Source organism: Pseudomonas sp. GW823-FHT06E10, assembly GCF_058794995.1.
In genome coordinates this window covers 70,481-84,194 of the sequence record NZ_JBXAHJ010000010.1, presented here as the reverse complement: position 1 = coordinate 84,194, position 13,714 = coordinate 70,481, and the positions used below count along the sequence as shown (strand labels likewise).

Sequence of the window (13,714 nt, the reverse complement as noted above, 5' to 3'; positions counted from 1 at the left end):
CGGATTGCTCCGCCAGTGGCCGCTATGTATACGGGATCAAGCACTGCCGCCGACAATTGATTTAGCCAATCACCCGGCATGAAAAAACTCAACGCCGCTTGTGCGAGCCCAATTGAATCCAGGTGGGCGCGTGGTCGCTGGCATGGGGCTCGTTACGCACCCACGCATCCACCCCGGCATCTTGCAGATACGGACTCAGGGCCGGGTTGAGCAGCAGATGGTCAATGCGCAGCCCCGAGTTTTTCTGCCAGTGCTGACGGAAATAATCCCAGAACGTGTAGAGCCGATCCTGTGGATGCAAGTGCCGCAATGAATCGGTCCAGCCCTGGTCCAGCAACCGTTGGTAGCACTCGCGACTTTCCGGTTGCAGCAAGGCGTCCTTGAGCCAGGAGCGCGGGTTGTAGATGTCCAGGTCGGTGGGCACCACGTTGTAGTCCCCCGCCAGCACCACCGGATGTTCGCTTCCTTCAAGCGTCTGCGCGTAACGGATAAGCCGTTCGAACCACGCCAGCTTGTAATCGAATTTCGGCCCCGGTTGCGGGTTGCCGTTGGGCAAATACAGGCAACCCACCAGAACTCCGTGGACAGCGGCTTCCAGATACCGACTATGGTTGTCGCTGTCATCGCCGGGCAACCCGCGTCGGCTTTCCAGCGGCTGCGCATCCCGCGCCAGGATCGCCACGCCGTTCCAGGACGCCTGACCCTGCCAAATGGCACCGTAGCCGGCCGCTTCAAGCTCAGCCGCCGGGAATGCGCTGTCCACTGCCTTCAATTCCTGCAGGCAGGCGATATCCGGTTTTTCCCGCTCAAGCCAGGCCAACAGATTCGGCAGGCGTGCGCGCAGGCCATTGACGTTGAACGTGGCGATCCGCAAGTTTTTCATGAACGGACACTCCTGAGGACGAGGTGCCTGACGTGTGGCACCGGCAGGGTGCGTCAGCGGTCCCGGGGGCGCTAGCACCTTGAGCGCACGCCGGTCGATCATAGGCCTTGCTGACGCTGAGAGCTGTGTGGGAGCGAGCTTGCTCGCGATGGCGTCGTATCAGTGGCCAACCATTTGCCTGACCTGTCGCTTTCGCGGGCAAGCCCGCTCTCACAGGGTTCTCGTTTGGCCATGGATCGGTGGCCCCCTGAGGCCCCGTGCCATTCGTCAACCGAGTCGGCACCAACCGCGTGACCCTTCACACTAACATCAGGTAACGACTCATCCCCGGAGACGACCATGATGAACATAAAAATGACTTCACTGCTCATGGCCGGATGGTTGTCGGCTACGTCCCTGGCCACGTTTGCGGCGTCCGGCGATGGTCCTGGCGCGACCGGTACGGCACCCGGCGCAACCCGCAATTCAACTCTGCTGCCAGACAACAACAGGCCCAGCGATCCCTCGAGTAATAACGGGCGCGGACAAAGCCCCGGCTCGCCAAGCGGCAGCACCGGCGTCAATGGCCCGGGCAGTGGCGCGGGCGGCGGCACCGGTGCGCCCGGTGGCGGAACCGGCGGTGCTGGCGGCGGAACAGGTAGCTGGACAGGCAAAAGCCGCCAATGACATGCCGTCATTGGCCGCTTTTTGTGACCTGAGGCCTACATCGGCTTGACCGCTGGCGGGTTCCACTTGCCATTCAGCGCCTCGGCTTTCGGGCCGTACAGACGCATGGTCAGGTTGAACGGCCCTTTGGGTGCCGGTAGCCAGTTGGCCTCCAGGTCCTTGCCAGGGCTTTCGTTCTGGAAATAGAGATCCAGCGAGCCATCGGCGTTGTCCTTGAACGGCATCCAGCTACTGACCGCAAAACGATTGAGTGAGTTGGCGACCTGGAACCCTTCCGGGTCATACAGGGTGATCGACCAGAAGGCATTCACTGGCGGCGCCTCGCCCTTGTTGAAATGCAGCACGTACTTGTTTGCGCCCTCGAGCGGCTTGCCGTTGCTGTCGCCGATGTTCAACGGATAAATTGCGTCCTCGGGCAGGTTGGCACCGAGCCCCACCTGCGTAACGATGGCGCGCTTGAGGTAGTAGTTGCCGTAGACGCCCATGGTGTCAGTGTTCATCGACCAGCCATTGACCTCCCGCGCCAGGGTCGGCACTTTCCAGGTCATCAAGGCCTGCGCATCCTGGGGCACGCTTTGCAGCGCGGCCTGGATTTGCGGATCCAGCGTGTCCATGTCGAACGGCTTGCCGGGTTCGATGCCGATCCGTTTGATCTGCGCCAGCATGGGCTGGTCGGTGCTGTGCGGCGGATTCACTTTCAGCAGTTCGGCAGCGTAAGTGAAGTAGTTGGCAGCCGACATGGAATCGACCTGAATCTTCGGTGGCGTTTTCATGTCCACCGCCGGGTCGACCTTCACGGTGACGGCTTCAGGCTCCTTGCCCAACCGGGACAACGGCGTAACCGTGTAACCGGCCTGGATCTTGTGCACCGCCGCGTAATCCGCCGCGCCATCAGTCTTGGTACGGCCGATGACCCAGACAAACGGAGTTGGCGCCGACAGGTGGCTCATCCCGGCGGGCACCGTCCCGGTCCATCCCGGCGGCGTCACCAGAAATTGCCCGGCCTCAGTGCCCGTGGTGCGCCAGCCCGGCGAAGCGAATACGTCGGTCCACATATCCAGCATCGGTAACAGGTAGAAACGCCCATCGGTATCGGGCGCGGCGATCACCAGCGGTTCCTTGGTCAAGTCCAGCCAGGCAATCGAATACAACGTGTCGAAATTAGAGCGCACCACCCCTCTGAAATCGGCAGGCGGGTACTGCGGCACACTCACAAACATGTTCATCGGGCCTTTACCGAACTCCTTGCCCGGCTCGATGTTGGTGAACTGCTTGCGAGTGACGTCCATGCTCAGCAGCGGGTAAAAATAGATGTAGGCATCCACGCCGATCGAGTGAGCTTCTTCGGCGGTGATTTTCGATTGCGCGTGGCTGGCCAGCGGAAAGATGGCAGTGGCTGCGACGGTCAAAGCAACGGCTGTCAACGTTTGAGGTATCAACATGTTGGCGATCGTCCATGCGAGTGGATGTCTGCCGGGATCGACAGAACAATCGGAACTCTAGACGATCAATTCTGCCAGGCCAGGGAGACAGACCACCGGCAGCAACAGCACCTCAACGATCGGAGCGCATCAACGCCTCGACGCCACCGGCCATCGACAACGTTGCCACGCGGTTTCTCCCCAAATGCTTAGCCTGATACAACGCCGCATCCGCCCGCTCGACAAACACATCCATGCTGTCACGCCCCGACGGCACGAACGAATAGCAACCAAGACTCACCGTCACGTAGCCATTGGGCGAGCCGGTGTGGCAGATGTTCTTGTCGATGACCCTGCGGCGGATCTGCTCGGCAATCGTCATGGCGCCGTGGATGTCGGTGTCCGGCAGCAGCACCGCAAACTCTTCGCCGCCGTAACGCACCGCCAGATCGGCCTTGCGGTGGCAGCAACTCTTCAGCGCGCGTGCCACTTCGGCCAGACAGTGATCCCCCACCACGTGGCCGTAGGTGTCGTTGTAGCGCTTGAAGTAATCGATATCGAGCATGATCAGGCTCAAAGGGCTCGCCTGCCGGGCGCCGCGCCCGAACTCGACGTCCAGCGCCCGCTCGAACAATCGGCGGTTGGCCAATCCGGTCAGGCTGTCGTGGGTGGCGATCAGCTCCAGCGCTTGCTGTGCCCTGCGCAAATCCGCCTCGACCCGCTCGCCAACACGCACCTGATGCAGGAACACCCACCCGAACAGCCCCACGCCCAGCAATACCAGGGCAACAATGAGACTGGAGCGAAACGCCGTGTCGTACCAGCCCGCGAGAATGGATTCCGTGGACGACGCCGCCGTGACCACCAGCGGATACGCCTCCAGCTGTCGGTAACCGTAAAGGCGTGTCACACCATCGATGATGGATGTGAACATCGCATTGCCGGAGCTGGCCAGTGGCAGGGACTTCTGGAAAATCTCGCTCTGGGCCAGCGACGCGCCAATCTGCGCCTCCACAAAAGGTCGACGCGCCAACAGCGTGCCATCGGTCAGGCCGAGAAACATCGAGCCGTTGTCGTCGAGGCTGAAGCTTTTGAAGAACTGGTCGAAGTACGACATCTTGATGCCGGCCAGCAATACGCCCTGGAAACGGCCGTTCTTGTCGTTGACCCGTTTGGAAACCGGAATGATCCACTCACCGTTTTCCCGACTGCGAATGGCCGGGCCGATATGCGCCACCGACGATACGTTCTGCTGGTGATACTTGAAGTACTCGCGATCGGCGACGCCGGGCCCCCGAGGCAGATTTTCAAACGAGGTCACCACCCACTGGCCCTTCTGGTCGAACAGCAGGATGCCGTGCAACTGATCCAGCGCCAGCACGCGCCGAGCGAAGGTCTGCTGCAAGCGAGGCCGTTGGTCCGGGCCGAACCCGTCGACCTGAATCCAGTCCACCAGACTGGTCAACACCAGGTCGGCCTTCATGAAGGTGTCTTCGGCTTGCTGCGCCATGGCCCGCGTCAGGTTCGAAGACGCCACTTGCGCCAGGCTCAGGTCGTGGCGACGGGACTGTTCCAGTTGCAGGTAGAGCAAACCGCACAGGCACAGGCACACCGTGGCAATGAACAATACCGCGGCCTTGCGCAGCGGTATGCGTTTCAATGCGATGCCAGGGGCGTGGTCCGGGTCGTTAAAGCGCGTGGGCAAAAATTCATCCTGTCGGGGGCAAGGCATGGGCAACGACCCAAAGCCCTCAGTCTTCGGGGGGCGTAGTTTACGGGGTTATCCATGAAAAATGGGCGATCACTTGCCCAGTGGTCACACTTGCCCGGTGGTGCTGCAAACATGACCCAGGACAGCGCTGCCTGCTCGCCAACGAGCTACGATTAAATTGACCTCAATACAGGGAATCGACATGAGCAAGGCAGACGAGCTCGCGGCAAAATTGAAACAAACACGGCTTGCCAGCGCGGATCAGGCGATCGATACCTGGCCGGGCCAGGTCTACGAACTGTATCAACGGATAGAGACCTGGCTGCAGCCCTTGACCGAAGTTGGCCTGGTCCTGCGGCGCAACCCCACCCATGTGATCGAGATTTGCCCGATCCGGGGCACTTACCGCTATGCCATCGACCAGTTGGTAATCTCCGGCAACGCCCACAGCCTTACCTTTGACCCGGTTGCACGCTTCACAGCCGATGGCGAGGGACGGGTCGAAATTCACTCACAACCCAAAGAGTTCGCCCTGTTGCGCACCGTGGACGAACACGGTGAAACACACTGGTGGCTACAAACGATCGAGCAGGCCACAGTACAACTGGACGCGGTGGCGCTGACGGAAAGCGATCTGCTTTTAGCGGTGCAACAAGGGCTGGCGCTTTAGGGTGATTGCCGAACGGCTTGGTAATACCTGTAGGAGCGAGCTTGCTCGCGATGGACTCAAGGGCGCTGCGTTTAGCTAGTAAACACGCGGTATCGTTAACGACCATCGCGAGCAAGCTCGCTCCTACAGTATTAGCATTAGCCCATAGCGCCATTGGCATTGGCATTGGCATTAGCCCATAGCGCCCGTTTCCAGTCTTTCGCTACAGCTTGTTCTGCCCCGTCACCACCAGCGGTATCTCTGCGCGACGCAAGTCCAGAGCTGGCAATTTCGTAGGCTGACTCAGGCCCTGCAGCACCCTGGCATCGTAATCATAAATGTCGGGCTTGAACGTCACCCGCCCGTCATTGCTCAGGTCCACGGTCCAGTAAGCCAACAACACCGGCACTTTCACCGGTAGCGGGATGTTCTCGGTCCTGCCATTGGCCAACTGTTTTTGAATCCCGGCGCTGTTCCAGCGCACCGGGTCGTTAAACAACAGCTCGACCAGTTGCAAGGGGTTTTCCACGCGGATGCAGCCTGAACTGGTGGCCCGGACCGTTTTGGCAAACAGCTCGCGGTGCGGCGTGTCATGCAGGTAAATCGCATAGTCGTTGGGGAAGCGGATCACCACCTGCCCCAGCGAACTGTCGGGGCCGGCATCCTGACGCAGGTGGATGCCTCGCGGGTTGCTCCAGTCGACACTCGACGGATCGAGCACATTGCCTTCGCGATCCAGCACGCGAATCCGGTTGGCCGCCAGATAACCCGGATCGTTCTGGACTTTCGGAATCACGTCCTGCTTGAGGATGGTCGGCGGCACGGTCCAGGTCGGGTTGAACGTGATATAGGTGATTTCGGCCTGGAACACCGGCGTACTGCGCACCGGCTTGCCGACTTGCACTCGCGAACGCCAGATCGGCAGACCGTCACGGTACATCGCCACCTTGTATCCGGCGATATCAACGATCACAAACGTGCCCTGCAGTTTGTACAACAGCCACCGGGCGCGCTCCATGTTGACCCGCACCTGATCGATCCGCGCCTCGACCGGCACGTTCAGCGCCGCCAGCGTCGCCGCCCCCGCCACACCATCGGCCGCCAGGTATTGCTCGGCCTGATACTTCTTCACCGCGGCAATGACCTTGTCGTCGTAACCGGTTTTTTTCGACAGGTGCGCGTCCAGGTAACCGCCCGCCACCAGACGCGCACGCAATTGAGCCACCGCCACCCCGTCCATGCCGGGCTTGAGCGATTGCCCTTCAGTGACTTTCGGCCAGCCGCCCGCATCATGGACCTGGCGCAACCGGGCCAGGCCTTCACGCAAATTGCGGTAAATCTCTTCCTGAGGAGGCGCATCGGCGAATGCACGCGCAACGTCATGGGCATCGAGGGCGGCGAACAGGTTGTTCATGTCCTCGTGGGCATTGCCGCCGGCAGGATCGAAATTCCAGTGAATGTCCAGCCGCGACGGATCGACTTTACCCCGGCGCAGTTGCAGCAGCGCGGTGATGAACGTGCGGGTCGCCGCCATATCGAACATCGCCCGTTGCGCCGTGGAAGGCATGGCAGCCACCAGCGACTCATGGGCCTGAGCCAGTTCGGTGATGCGGAAATCCGCCGGATTCAGGCCGTCGATCCGGGTCTCTTCGAGGCTCTTGAGTAATTGCGCCACGTCACGATCATCCGTCCACGCGGCGCGATAGTTGCGATGCATATAGAAATCCAGCACCACCCGGTTGACATCCACACGCTGATGGCGCCTGGACGTGAGCAACGGCGGAAAGGCCGATCGCAGCGGTTCCAGGGTCGCTTGAATCGCTTGGCCGACCGCGTCGTCGGGCGCCGCGGCATCGATTGTGCTGCTCGCCGCAGATACCGGCTCAATCGGCGAAACTTGCCCAAACGCTGCACCGCTGATCAGAAAGCCCATAAAAAACATGCGGCTTATGACGAATGACCTTGTTAACTGCACCATGGATAATCCTTAATCCCCCGTTTCAAACGGCTAGTTTTCCGCTCGCTGCTAGACTCGAAATTATCATGATGAGACCCGACTATGGCGCTAAACCGCTTTGGCCTTTTATTTGCCATTTTACTGACGTGCCTTTCAGTAACGTCAGCCTACGCCGATTCGCTTGAAAACGCGCTGGTCAAAGCAGCACCCGGCGCCGACGCCAAAGTGATTGCCCTGGCCGTTCGTGCCACTCAATGCAGCCGTGCCCAAGGTGTCGCCCCCGCCCAACGACTGGCGGTGATCGATTACTCCCTGCCCTCGACCGAACAACGCCTGTGGGTCTTCGACCTTAAACGGCGCAAGTTGCTGTTTCACGAACTGGTCGCCCATGGCCGCAACAGCGGTGAAAACATGGCCACGCTGTTCTCCAACCGCAACGAAAGCCACGCCACCAGCATCGGTCTGTTCCGCACCCAGCAAAGCTACCTCGGCCAGAACGGTTACTCGCTGCGCATGGAAGGCCTGGAGCCCGGCTTCAACGATAACGCCTTTGACCGGGCCATCGTCATTCACGGCGCGCCCTATGTCAGCCCGGTACTGGCCCGCGCCAATGGCCGCATCGGCCGCAGCCTGGGTTGCCCGGCCGTCAGGCCGGCGATTGCCCATCGGCTGATTGATTCGATGAAGGACGGGCAATTGTTGTTTTCCTACTACCCGGACCAACGCTGGCTGAAGTCGTCTTCCTACATCAACTGCAGCGGCGACACGGTGGCCTCAAGGGAAAAGTCCACTTCACGCCGGTAAGCGACGCCCAACCTGTCAAAACTGTAATCTTCGCCTCAGCCAGCTGAAAGGCACCGCCTGCTAGCCTCATCGACAAGTTCAACAGGCTGACGGGCGGAACAGACGGCATGCACTCCCACACTTCAAGACGCACCTTCGTCAAAGGCCTGGCCATCGGCGGGCTCTTCGGCGGCCTCGGGTTATGGCGCACGCCGGCCTGGGCAATCAGCAGTCCCGGCGAACCGCAGGTGTTGGCCGGTAATGAATTCGACCTGTTCATCGGCGAATCCCCGGTCAACTTCAGCGGCAGCCCACGCACCGCGATGACCATCAACGGCGGCATCCCCGGCCCGCTGCTGCGCTGGCGTGAAGGCGATACGGTGACGCTGCGGGTGCGCAACAGACTCAAGGACAGCACGTCCATTCACTGGCACGGCATCTTGCTGCCGGCCAACATGGACGGCGTGCCGGGGCTGAGCTTCAAGGGCATCGAACCCGGCGGCATGTACGTCTACCAATTCACGGTGCGCCAGAACGGCACCTACTGGTATCACAGCCATTCGGGGTTTCAGGAACAATCCGGCGTCTACGGCCCGCTGGTGATCGACGCCAAAGATCCGGAGCCGTTCCAGTACGACCGCGACTACGTCGTGATGCTCAGCGACTGGACCGACGAAGACCCGGTCGGCCTGATGAAGACGCTGAAAAAACAGTCCGATTACTACAACTTCAACAAACGCACCGTGGGCGACTTCATCCACGACGTCAGCGAAAAAGGCTGGGGGCCAGCCGTCGCCGATCGCAAAATGTGGGCCGAGATGAAGATGAACCCCACCGACCTGGCGGACGTCGGCGGCGCCACTTACACCTACCTGTTGAACGGCCAGGCACCGGATTCGAACTGGACCGGGGTGTTCCGCCCCGGAGAAAAGCTGCGGCTGCGCTTCATCAACGGCTCGGCCATGACCTACTTCGACGTGCGCATCCCCGGCCTGAAAATGACTGTGGTCGCCGCCGATGGCCTGTACGTCAAACCCGTGAGCGTCGACGAGTTTCGCATCGCCGTGGCGGAAACCTTCGACGTTATCGTCGAACCGACCGAAGCGGCCTACACCCTGTTCGCCCAGGCGATGGATCGCACCGGATACGCACAGGGCACCCTGGCGGTGAAGACAGGACTGGTTGCGCCGCTGCCGCCACTGGACCCGCGCCCCCTGGTGACCATGGATGACATGGGCATGGGCGGCATGGACCACGGCAGCATGGCGGGCATGGATCACAGCAACATGGCCATGGGCGATATGCCCGGCATGCAGTCCCACCCGGCCTCGGAAACCGACAACCCGCTGGTGGACATGCAAGCCATGTCCACCTCACCGAAACTCGACGACCCCGGCATGGGCCTGCGCAACAACGGGCGCCGCGTACTCACCTACTCCGACCTGCGCAGCACCTTCGAAGACCCGGACGGCCGCGAGCCTGGCCGCACCCTGGAGCTGCACCTGACGGGCCACATGGAAAAATTCGCCTGGTCGTTCAACGGCGTGAAGTTCTCTGATGCACAGCCGTTGCGCCTCAAGTACGGCGAGCGACTGCGGATCGTACTGGTCAACGACACGATGATGATGCACCCCATCCACCTGCATGGCATGTGGAGCGATCTCGAAGACGAGAACGGCCAGTTCATGGTGCGCAAACACACCATCGACATGCCACCGGGTTCCCGGCGCAGCTATCGGGTTACGGCCGATGCGCTCGGCCGCTGGGCCTATCACTGCCATCTCCTGTACCACATGGAAATGGGCATGTTCCGTGAAGTTCGCGTGGAAGAATGAGGTGCGCCCCATGATTCGATTCACCCCGGTTTTTTTCGCACTCGTGACCTCGACGGCAATGGCCGCCAGCGATGACATGCAAGGCATGGATCACAGCCAGATGGACCACGGCCAGATGCAAGGCATGGACGAGGGCCAGATGCAGCCCGCCGCCCCCAGCGAAAGCCGCACGCCGATCCCGGTGCTGACCGATGCCGATCGCGCTGCGGTGTATGCCGATCCCGCCGGCCACCACGTACATGACAGCACGCTCAACTCCTTTTTCCTCGCCGACAAACTGGAATGGCAGGACGCCGATGACGGCAGCACCCTGGCCTGGGATTTGTCCGGTTGGGTCGGCGGTGACATTGATCGCCTGTGGCTGCGCTCCGAAGGCGAGCGCACCAACGGCGTGACCAAGGACGCGGAAATCCAGGCCCTGTGGGGCCACGCCATTTCCCCATGGTGGGACGTCGTCAGCGGCGTGCGCCAGGACTTCAAACCCGGTGCCCCGCAAACCTGGGCCGCATTCGGCGTACAAGGCATGGCGCTGTACAACTTCGAGGCCGAAGCCACGGCCTTCATCGGCGAAGGCGGTCAGAGCGCCGTGCGGCTGGAAGGCGACTACGACATCCTGCTGACCAATCGGCTGATCCTGCAGCCAACCGTCGAGCTCAACGCCTACGGCAAAAACGATCCGCAACGGGGCATCGGCGCGGGGCTATCCAACACCGAGGCTGGTTTGCGCCTGCGCTACGAAATCCGCCGGGAATTCGCGCCCTACCTCGGCGTGACCTGGAACCGCACCTATGGCAACACCGCCGACTACGCCAACGACGAAGGCGAGGACCGCAGCGAAACCCGCCTCGTGCTCGGTGTTCGGATGTGGTTCTGAACAGACTCACCCAAAACCAACAACAACCGCTTCGAGCGGTAAAGGACCTTGCATGCGCATCTTCAAACCCACCGCTATCGCAGTCGCGTTGCTCAGCGGCCTGCTAGTTAGCACCCTCGCTCAAGCGCACCCCAAACTACTCTCTTCCACCCCGGCGGAAGGCGTAGAAGGTGCATCACCCGACAAGATCGAACTGCACTTTTCCGAAAACCTCGTCACCCAGTTTTCCGGCGCCAAACTGCTGATGACCGAAATGGCCGGCATGGCCCACGCCCCGATGCCGGTCAAGGCCAAAGTCAGCGGCGGCAGCGATCCGAAGACCATGTTCATCATCCCGGCAGCGCCCTTGGCTGCCGGTACCTACAAGGTCGAATGGCGCGCGGTGTCGTCGGACACCCACCCGATCACCGGCAACGTCACCTTCAAAGTGAAATGATCGATGAGCGACTCGGCCAACGTCGTGCTGCGGTTTGTGTTGTATGTGGATTTGATGTTGTTGTTTGGCGTGGCGCTGTTCGGGCTCTACAGCTTCAAGGGACAGGAACGGCTATCCGGGACAGTCTTGCCCTTTCGCCGGCTATTGACGGGAACAGCCGGGCTCGGCGCGCTGCTGTCCATCGCCGGCATGGTGCTGATGGTCCGCGTCATGAGCGGTGAATCAGACGTTACCGAGTTGCGCCCTCACCTCGAAATGATGCTGTTCGAGACAGACGTCGGGTTGGCCTGGGCCGTGCGGATGATTGCATTAGCGGTCGCGGGTTTGGCGTTGATGCTCAACCCACGCGCACCCGGCATCAGCCTGGTGATCGCCGCCACGGCCGGCGGCATCGCCCTCGCCAGCCTGGCCTGGAGCGGGCATGGCGCCATGGACGAAGGCAGTCGTCGTTATTGGCATTTCGCTACAGACATCCTGCACCTGTTGGTGGCGGGTGTCTGGCTCGGCGCGTTGCTGGCGTTTGCGTTGATGGCGCAACCCCGGGCCCTGCAAACCGAAGCGCACATACGGTTGCTGGCTCACGCAGTCAGGCGATTTGAGCTTGTCGGTGCGCTGGTCGTTGTGATCATCACCGTGACGGGCGTGGTGAACTACCTCTTCATTGTCGGGCCGAAACTCGATGAGGTTTTACTCAGCCACTACGGAATTTTGCTGGCGATCAAAGTACTGCTGTTTGCCGGGATGCTGGTGTTGGCGGCGCTGAACCGCTTTTATCTTGGCCCCTTGCTGGAGCGGTCGTTGCGAGAGGGCCAGTATCGCGTGGCAGCCCATGCACTTCGGCGCAGTGTATTGGTGGAAATGGCCGCGGCGATATTGATTGTGGGGTTGGTGGCGTGGCTGGGTACGTTGAGCCCGGAAGTGGAATGAGTCATCTTCAGGGGCGTTGATTTTTCACACTGGTGAAAGTTTCACTACACTCCCCTTTCAAAACCACTCCAGCACAAAAGCCCGATAACAATGACGAAAATCAAAAGAGCAATGATGCTCGGCGGCTTGCTCGCACTCTCCCTTGGCGCCCAGGCAGAACCTTCGCATCTGGACAGCGTCATGCAACAGGGACAACTGCGCGTCTGCACCACCGGCGACTACAAGCCCTACACCCTCAAAGCCGAGGACGGCGAATACTCCGGCATCGACATCGCCATGGCCCGCGCCCTGGCCGACAGCCTTGGCGTCAAGGTCGAGTGGGTGCCCACCACCTGGAAAACCCTGATGCCCGACATGCTCGCCGGCAAGTGCGACATCGCCATGGGCGGCATCTCGGTCACCCTGGAACGGCAGAAAAAAGCCTTCTTCAGCAGCATCCTGGACGTCGACGGCAAAATCCCGCTGGTGCGCTGCGAAGACCAGGCGCTGTACCAGACCGTCGAACAGATCAACCGGCCAACGGTTCGCCTGGTCGAACCCGCCGGCGGTACCAACGAAGCCTTCGTCCACGCCTTCCTGCCCAAGGCGCAATTGAAGTTGCACGACAACGTGACCATCTTTCAGGAACTGCTGGATAAAAAAGCCGACGTGATGATCACCGACGCATCCGAGGCGCTGTATCAGCAGAAGCTGAAACCGGGCCTGTGCGCGGTCAACCCCACGCACTACATGCAATACGGCGAAAAAGCCTACCTGCTGCCCCGCGACGACATCACCTGGAAGCTGTACGTCGATCAGTGGCTGCACCTGGCCAAGGCGACAGGCAACTACCAGAAGATTCTGCGCCAATGGCTGGCGGTGCCTGACGCCAAGTAACGGATCGTTTTTTACGCACAACAAAGGGCGCCCCCAAAGGAGCGCCCTTCTTCATTGCGGAGCGCGTATCAATCGTCGTGCAGCAAACCTGAGCCGTACTCGCCGAAGCTATTGCCGAGCGCACTGCCATGGAAATTCATCTTGTCGGGATTGCTGCTGGTCGGCCCCGGGCCAAACCCGGCTGGCTGCACCGAGTCGGCGGAATAATCACGATGAGAACTCACACCCGAACAGGCGCTCAACAACAAAGCACCGGCAAGCAGCGAGACTTTGACGAGGGTTGCGATCATTTTTTTATTCCTGAGGGTTGAGGCGCGGGGACGTGACCTTTGGCGGTCAGCCTATGCTTCGTCTGTGCCGGACAACGTGAAACTTTGTGGGATGACAGCGTTGGTTCAGGAGCCCGGCGCACCCGAAAGTGCCCCCGCGCACAGCCGCCTTCGTTCGGTGCCCTGTACACAGTTGTCCGACGCCTGGCGGCTGGTAGAGCCTGATGGCCCACTTTACATGAGCAGTAATGTAGTTCATGTGTTCGGTGGCCGGTTCCCTGAGGATTACCAATCGGTTGGCATATAGCATACCCTCCCCCCTCTGCACGTGATGCCAAGTAGCAAACAACAACTCTACAAGCCTGTAAAATCCAGGCAGGACGCGTTATCAGTATGCGTCATCGCACAATCGAATGATCAGGATGAG

13 protein-coding genes are annotated in these 13,714 nt (G+C 60.7%); 8 read left to right on the top strand and 5 right to left on the bottom strand.

The window, feature by feature from the left end; genetic code table 11:
• Window positions 1-88: 88 nt before the first annotated feature.
• Window positions 89-883, bottom strand: a complete 795-nt coding sequence (locus tag AC1Q6Y_RS17470; protein WP_340314222.1) for an exodeoxyribonuclease III — start codon at window positions 881-883, stop codon at window positions 89-91.
• Window positions 884-1,222: 339 nt separating this feature from the next.
• On the opposite strand from AC1Q6Y_RS17470, the gene AC1Q6Y_RS17465 reads away from it, so the two are divergent.
• Entirely contained in the window at window positions 1,223-1,549 is a 327-nt protein-coding gene (locus AC1Q6Y_RS17465) for a hypothetical protein (protein ID WP_492624872.1), read from the top strand.
• 35 nt (window positions 1,550-1,584) lie between these two features.
• Here the strand turns inward: AC1Q6Y_RS17465 and AC1Q6Y_RS17460 are convergent, their stop codons facing one another.
• Complete coding sequence (locus AC1Q6Y_RS17460) at window positions 1,585-2,991, bottom strand: DUF1254 domain-containing protein (protein ID WP_492624871.1); 1,407 nt, start codon at window positions 2,989-2,991, stop codon at window positions 1,585-1,587.
• 112 nt (window positions 2,992-3,103) lie between these two features.
• A complete protein-coding gene (locus AC1Q6Y_RS17455) occupies window positions 3,104-4,702 on the bottom strand; it encodes a sensor domain-containing diguanylate cyclase (RefSeq protein WP_492624870.1) in 1,599 nt (532 codons plus the stop codon).
• Between the two features lie 181 nt (window positions 4,703-4,883).
• Between AC1Q6Y_RS17455 and AC1Q6Y_RS17450 the strand changes: the two genes are divergently transcribed.
• On the top strand, window positions 4,884-5,351 hold the full coding sequence (locus AC1Q6Y_RS17450) for a hypothetical protein (RefSeq protein WP_090454186.1): 468 nt from the start codon (window positions 4,884-4,886) through the stop codon (window positions 5,349-5,351).
• A gap of 202 nt (window positions 5,352-5,553) precedes the next feature.
• On the opposite strand, the gene AC1Q6Y_RS17445 is transcribed toward AC1Q6Y_RS17450, so the two are convergent.
• Window positions 5,554-7,308 (bottom strand): L,D-transpeptidase family protein, encoded by a 1,755-nt coding sequence (locus tag AC1Q6Y_RS17445; protein ID WP_492624869.1) that lies wholly within the window; start codon window positions 7,306-7,308, stop codon window positions 5,554-5,556.
• A gap of 81 nt (window positions 7,309-7,389) precedes the next feature.
• Between AC1Q6Y_RS17445 and AC1Q6Y_RS17440 the strand changes: the two genes are divergently transcribed.
• The 6 genes from AC1Q6Y_RS17440 (at window position 7,390) to AC1Q6Y_RS17415 (ending at window position 13,018) form a co-directional block, all read left to right on the top strand.
• Window positions 7,390-8,091 (top strand): murein L,D-transpeptidase catalytic domain family protein, encoded by a 702-nt coding sequence (locus AC1Q6Y_RS17440; RefSeq protein WP_102668829.1) that lies wholly within the window; start codon window positions 7,390-7,392, stop codon window positions 8,089-8,091.
• A 107-nt stretch (window positions 8,092-8,198) separates the two neighbouring features.
• Window positions 8,199-9,905, top strand: a complete 1,707-nt coding sequence (locus AC1Q6Y_RS17435; RefSeq protein WP_492624868.1) for a copper resistance system multicopper oxidase — start codon at window positions 8,199-8,201, stop codon at window positions 9,903-9,905.
• A 10-nt stretch (window positions 9,906-9,915) separates the two neighbouring features.
• Complete coding sequence (locus tag AC1Q6Y_RS17430; RefSeq protein WP_492624867.1) at window positions 9,916-10,779, top strand: copper resistance protein B; 864 nt, start codon at window positions 9,916-9,918, stop codon at window positions 10,777-10,779.
• Between the two features lie 52 nt (window positions 10,780-10,831).
• Window positions 10,832-11,215, top strand: coding sequence for a copper homeostasis periplasmic binding protein CopC (gene copC / locus AC1Q6Y_RS17425; RefSeq protein WP_057715604.1), 384 nt, complete (start codon window positions 10,832-10,834; stop codon window positions 11,213-11,215).
• A gap of 3 nt (window positions 11,216-11,218) precedes the next feature.
• Window positions 11,219-12,142, top strand: coding sequence for a copper homeostasis membrane protein CopD (gene copD / locus AC1Q6Y_RS17420; RefSeq protein WP_492624866.1), 924 nt, complete (start codon window positions 11,219-11,221; stop codon window positions 12,140-12,142).
• A 90-nt stretch (window positions 12,143-12,232) separates the two neighbouring features.
• Window positions 12,233-13,018 (top strand): transporter substrate-binding domain-containing protein, encoded by a 786-nt coding sequence (locus AC1Q6Y_RS17415; protein WP_057715606.1) that lies wholly within the window; start codon window positions 12,233-12,235, stop codon window positions 13,016-13,018.
• Between the two features lie 68 nt (window positions 13,019-13,086).
• Here AC1Q6Y_RS17415 and AC1Q6Y_RS17410 read toward each other — a convergent pair whose 3' ends face one another.
• Window positions 13,087-13,308, bottom strand: a complete 222-nt coding sequence (locus AC1Q6Y_RS17410) for a hypothetical protein (RefSeq protein ID WP_057715607.1) — start codon at window positions 13,306-13,308, stop codon at window positions 13,087-13,089.
• Window positions 13,309-13,714 lie beyond the last annotated feature (406 nt).

Excerpts from the sequence above, each read along its gene's own strand:
- AC1Q6Y_RS17470 (WP_340314222.1), bottom strand. The coding sequence starts at position 883 with ATGAAAAACTTGCGGATCGCCACGTTCAACGTCAATGGCCTGCGCGCA.
- AC1Q6Y_RS17465 (WP_492624872.1), top strand. The coding sequence starts at position 1,223 with ATGATGAACATAAAAATGACTTCACTGCTCATGGCCGGATGGTTGTCG.
- AC1Q6Y_RS17460 (WP_492624871.1), bottom strand. The coding sequence starts at position 2,991 with ATGTTGATACCTCAAACGTTGACAGCCGTTGCTTTGACCGTCGCAGCC.
- AC1Q6Y_RS17455 (WP_492624870.1), bottom strand. The coding sequence starts at position 4,702 with ATGCCTTGCCCCCGACAGGATGAATTTTTGCCCACGCGCTTTAACGAC.
- AC1Q6Y_RS17450 (WP_090454186.1), top strand. The coding sequence starts at position 4,884 with ATGAGCAAGGCAGACGAGCTCGCGGCAAAATTGAAACAAACACGGCTT.
- AC1Q6Y_RS17445 (WP_492624869.1), bottom strand. The coding sequence starts at position 7,308 with ATGGTGCAGTTAACAAGGTCATTCGTCATAAGCCGCATGTTTTTTATG.
- AC1Q6Y_RS17440 (WP_102668829.1), top strand. The coding sequence starts at position 7,390 with ATGGCGCTAAACCGCTTTGGCCTTTTATTTGCCATTTTACTGACGTGC.
- AC1Q6Y_RS17435 (WP_492624868.1), top strand. The coding sequence starts at position 8,199 with ATGCACTCCCACACTTCAAGACGCACCTTCGTCAAAGGCCTGGCCATC.
- AC1Q6Y_RS17430 (WP_492624867.1), top strand. The coding sequence starts at position 9,916 with ATGATTCGATTCACCCCGGTTTTTTTCGCACTCGTGACCTCGACGGCA.
- copC (WP_057715604.1), top strand. The coding sequence starts at position 10,832 with ATGCGCATCTTCAAACCCACCGCTATCGCAGTCGCGTTGCTCAGCGGC.
- copD (WP_492624866.1), top strand. The coding sequence starts at position 11,219 with ATGAGCGACTCGGCCAACGTCGTGCTGCGGTTTGTGTTGTATGTGGAT.
- AC1Q6Y_RS17415 (WP_057715606.1), top strand. The coding sequence starts at position 12,233 with ATGACGAAAATCAAAAGAGCAATGATGCTCGGCGGCTTGCTCGCACTC.
- AC1Q6Y_RS17410 (WP_057715607.1), bottom strand. The coding sequence starts at position 13,308 with ATGATCGCAACCCTCGTCAAAGTCTCGCTGCTTGCCGGTGCTTTGTTG.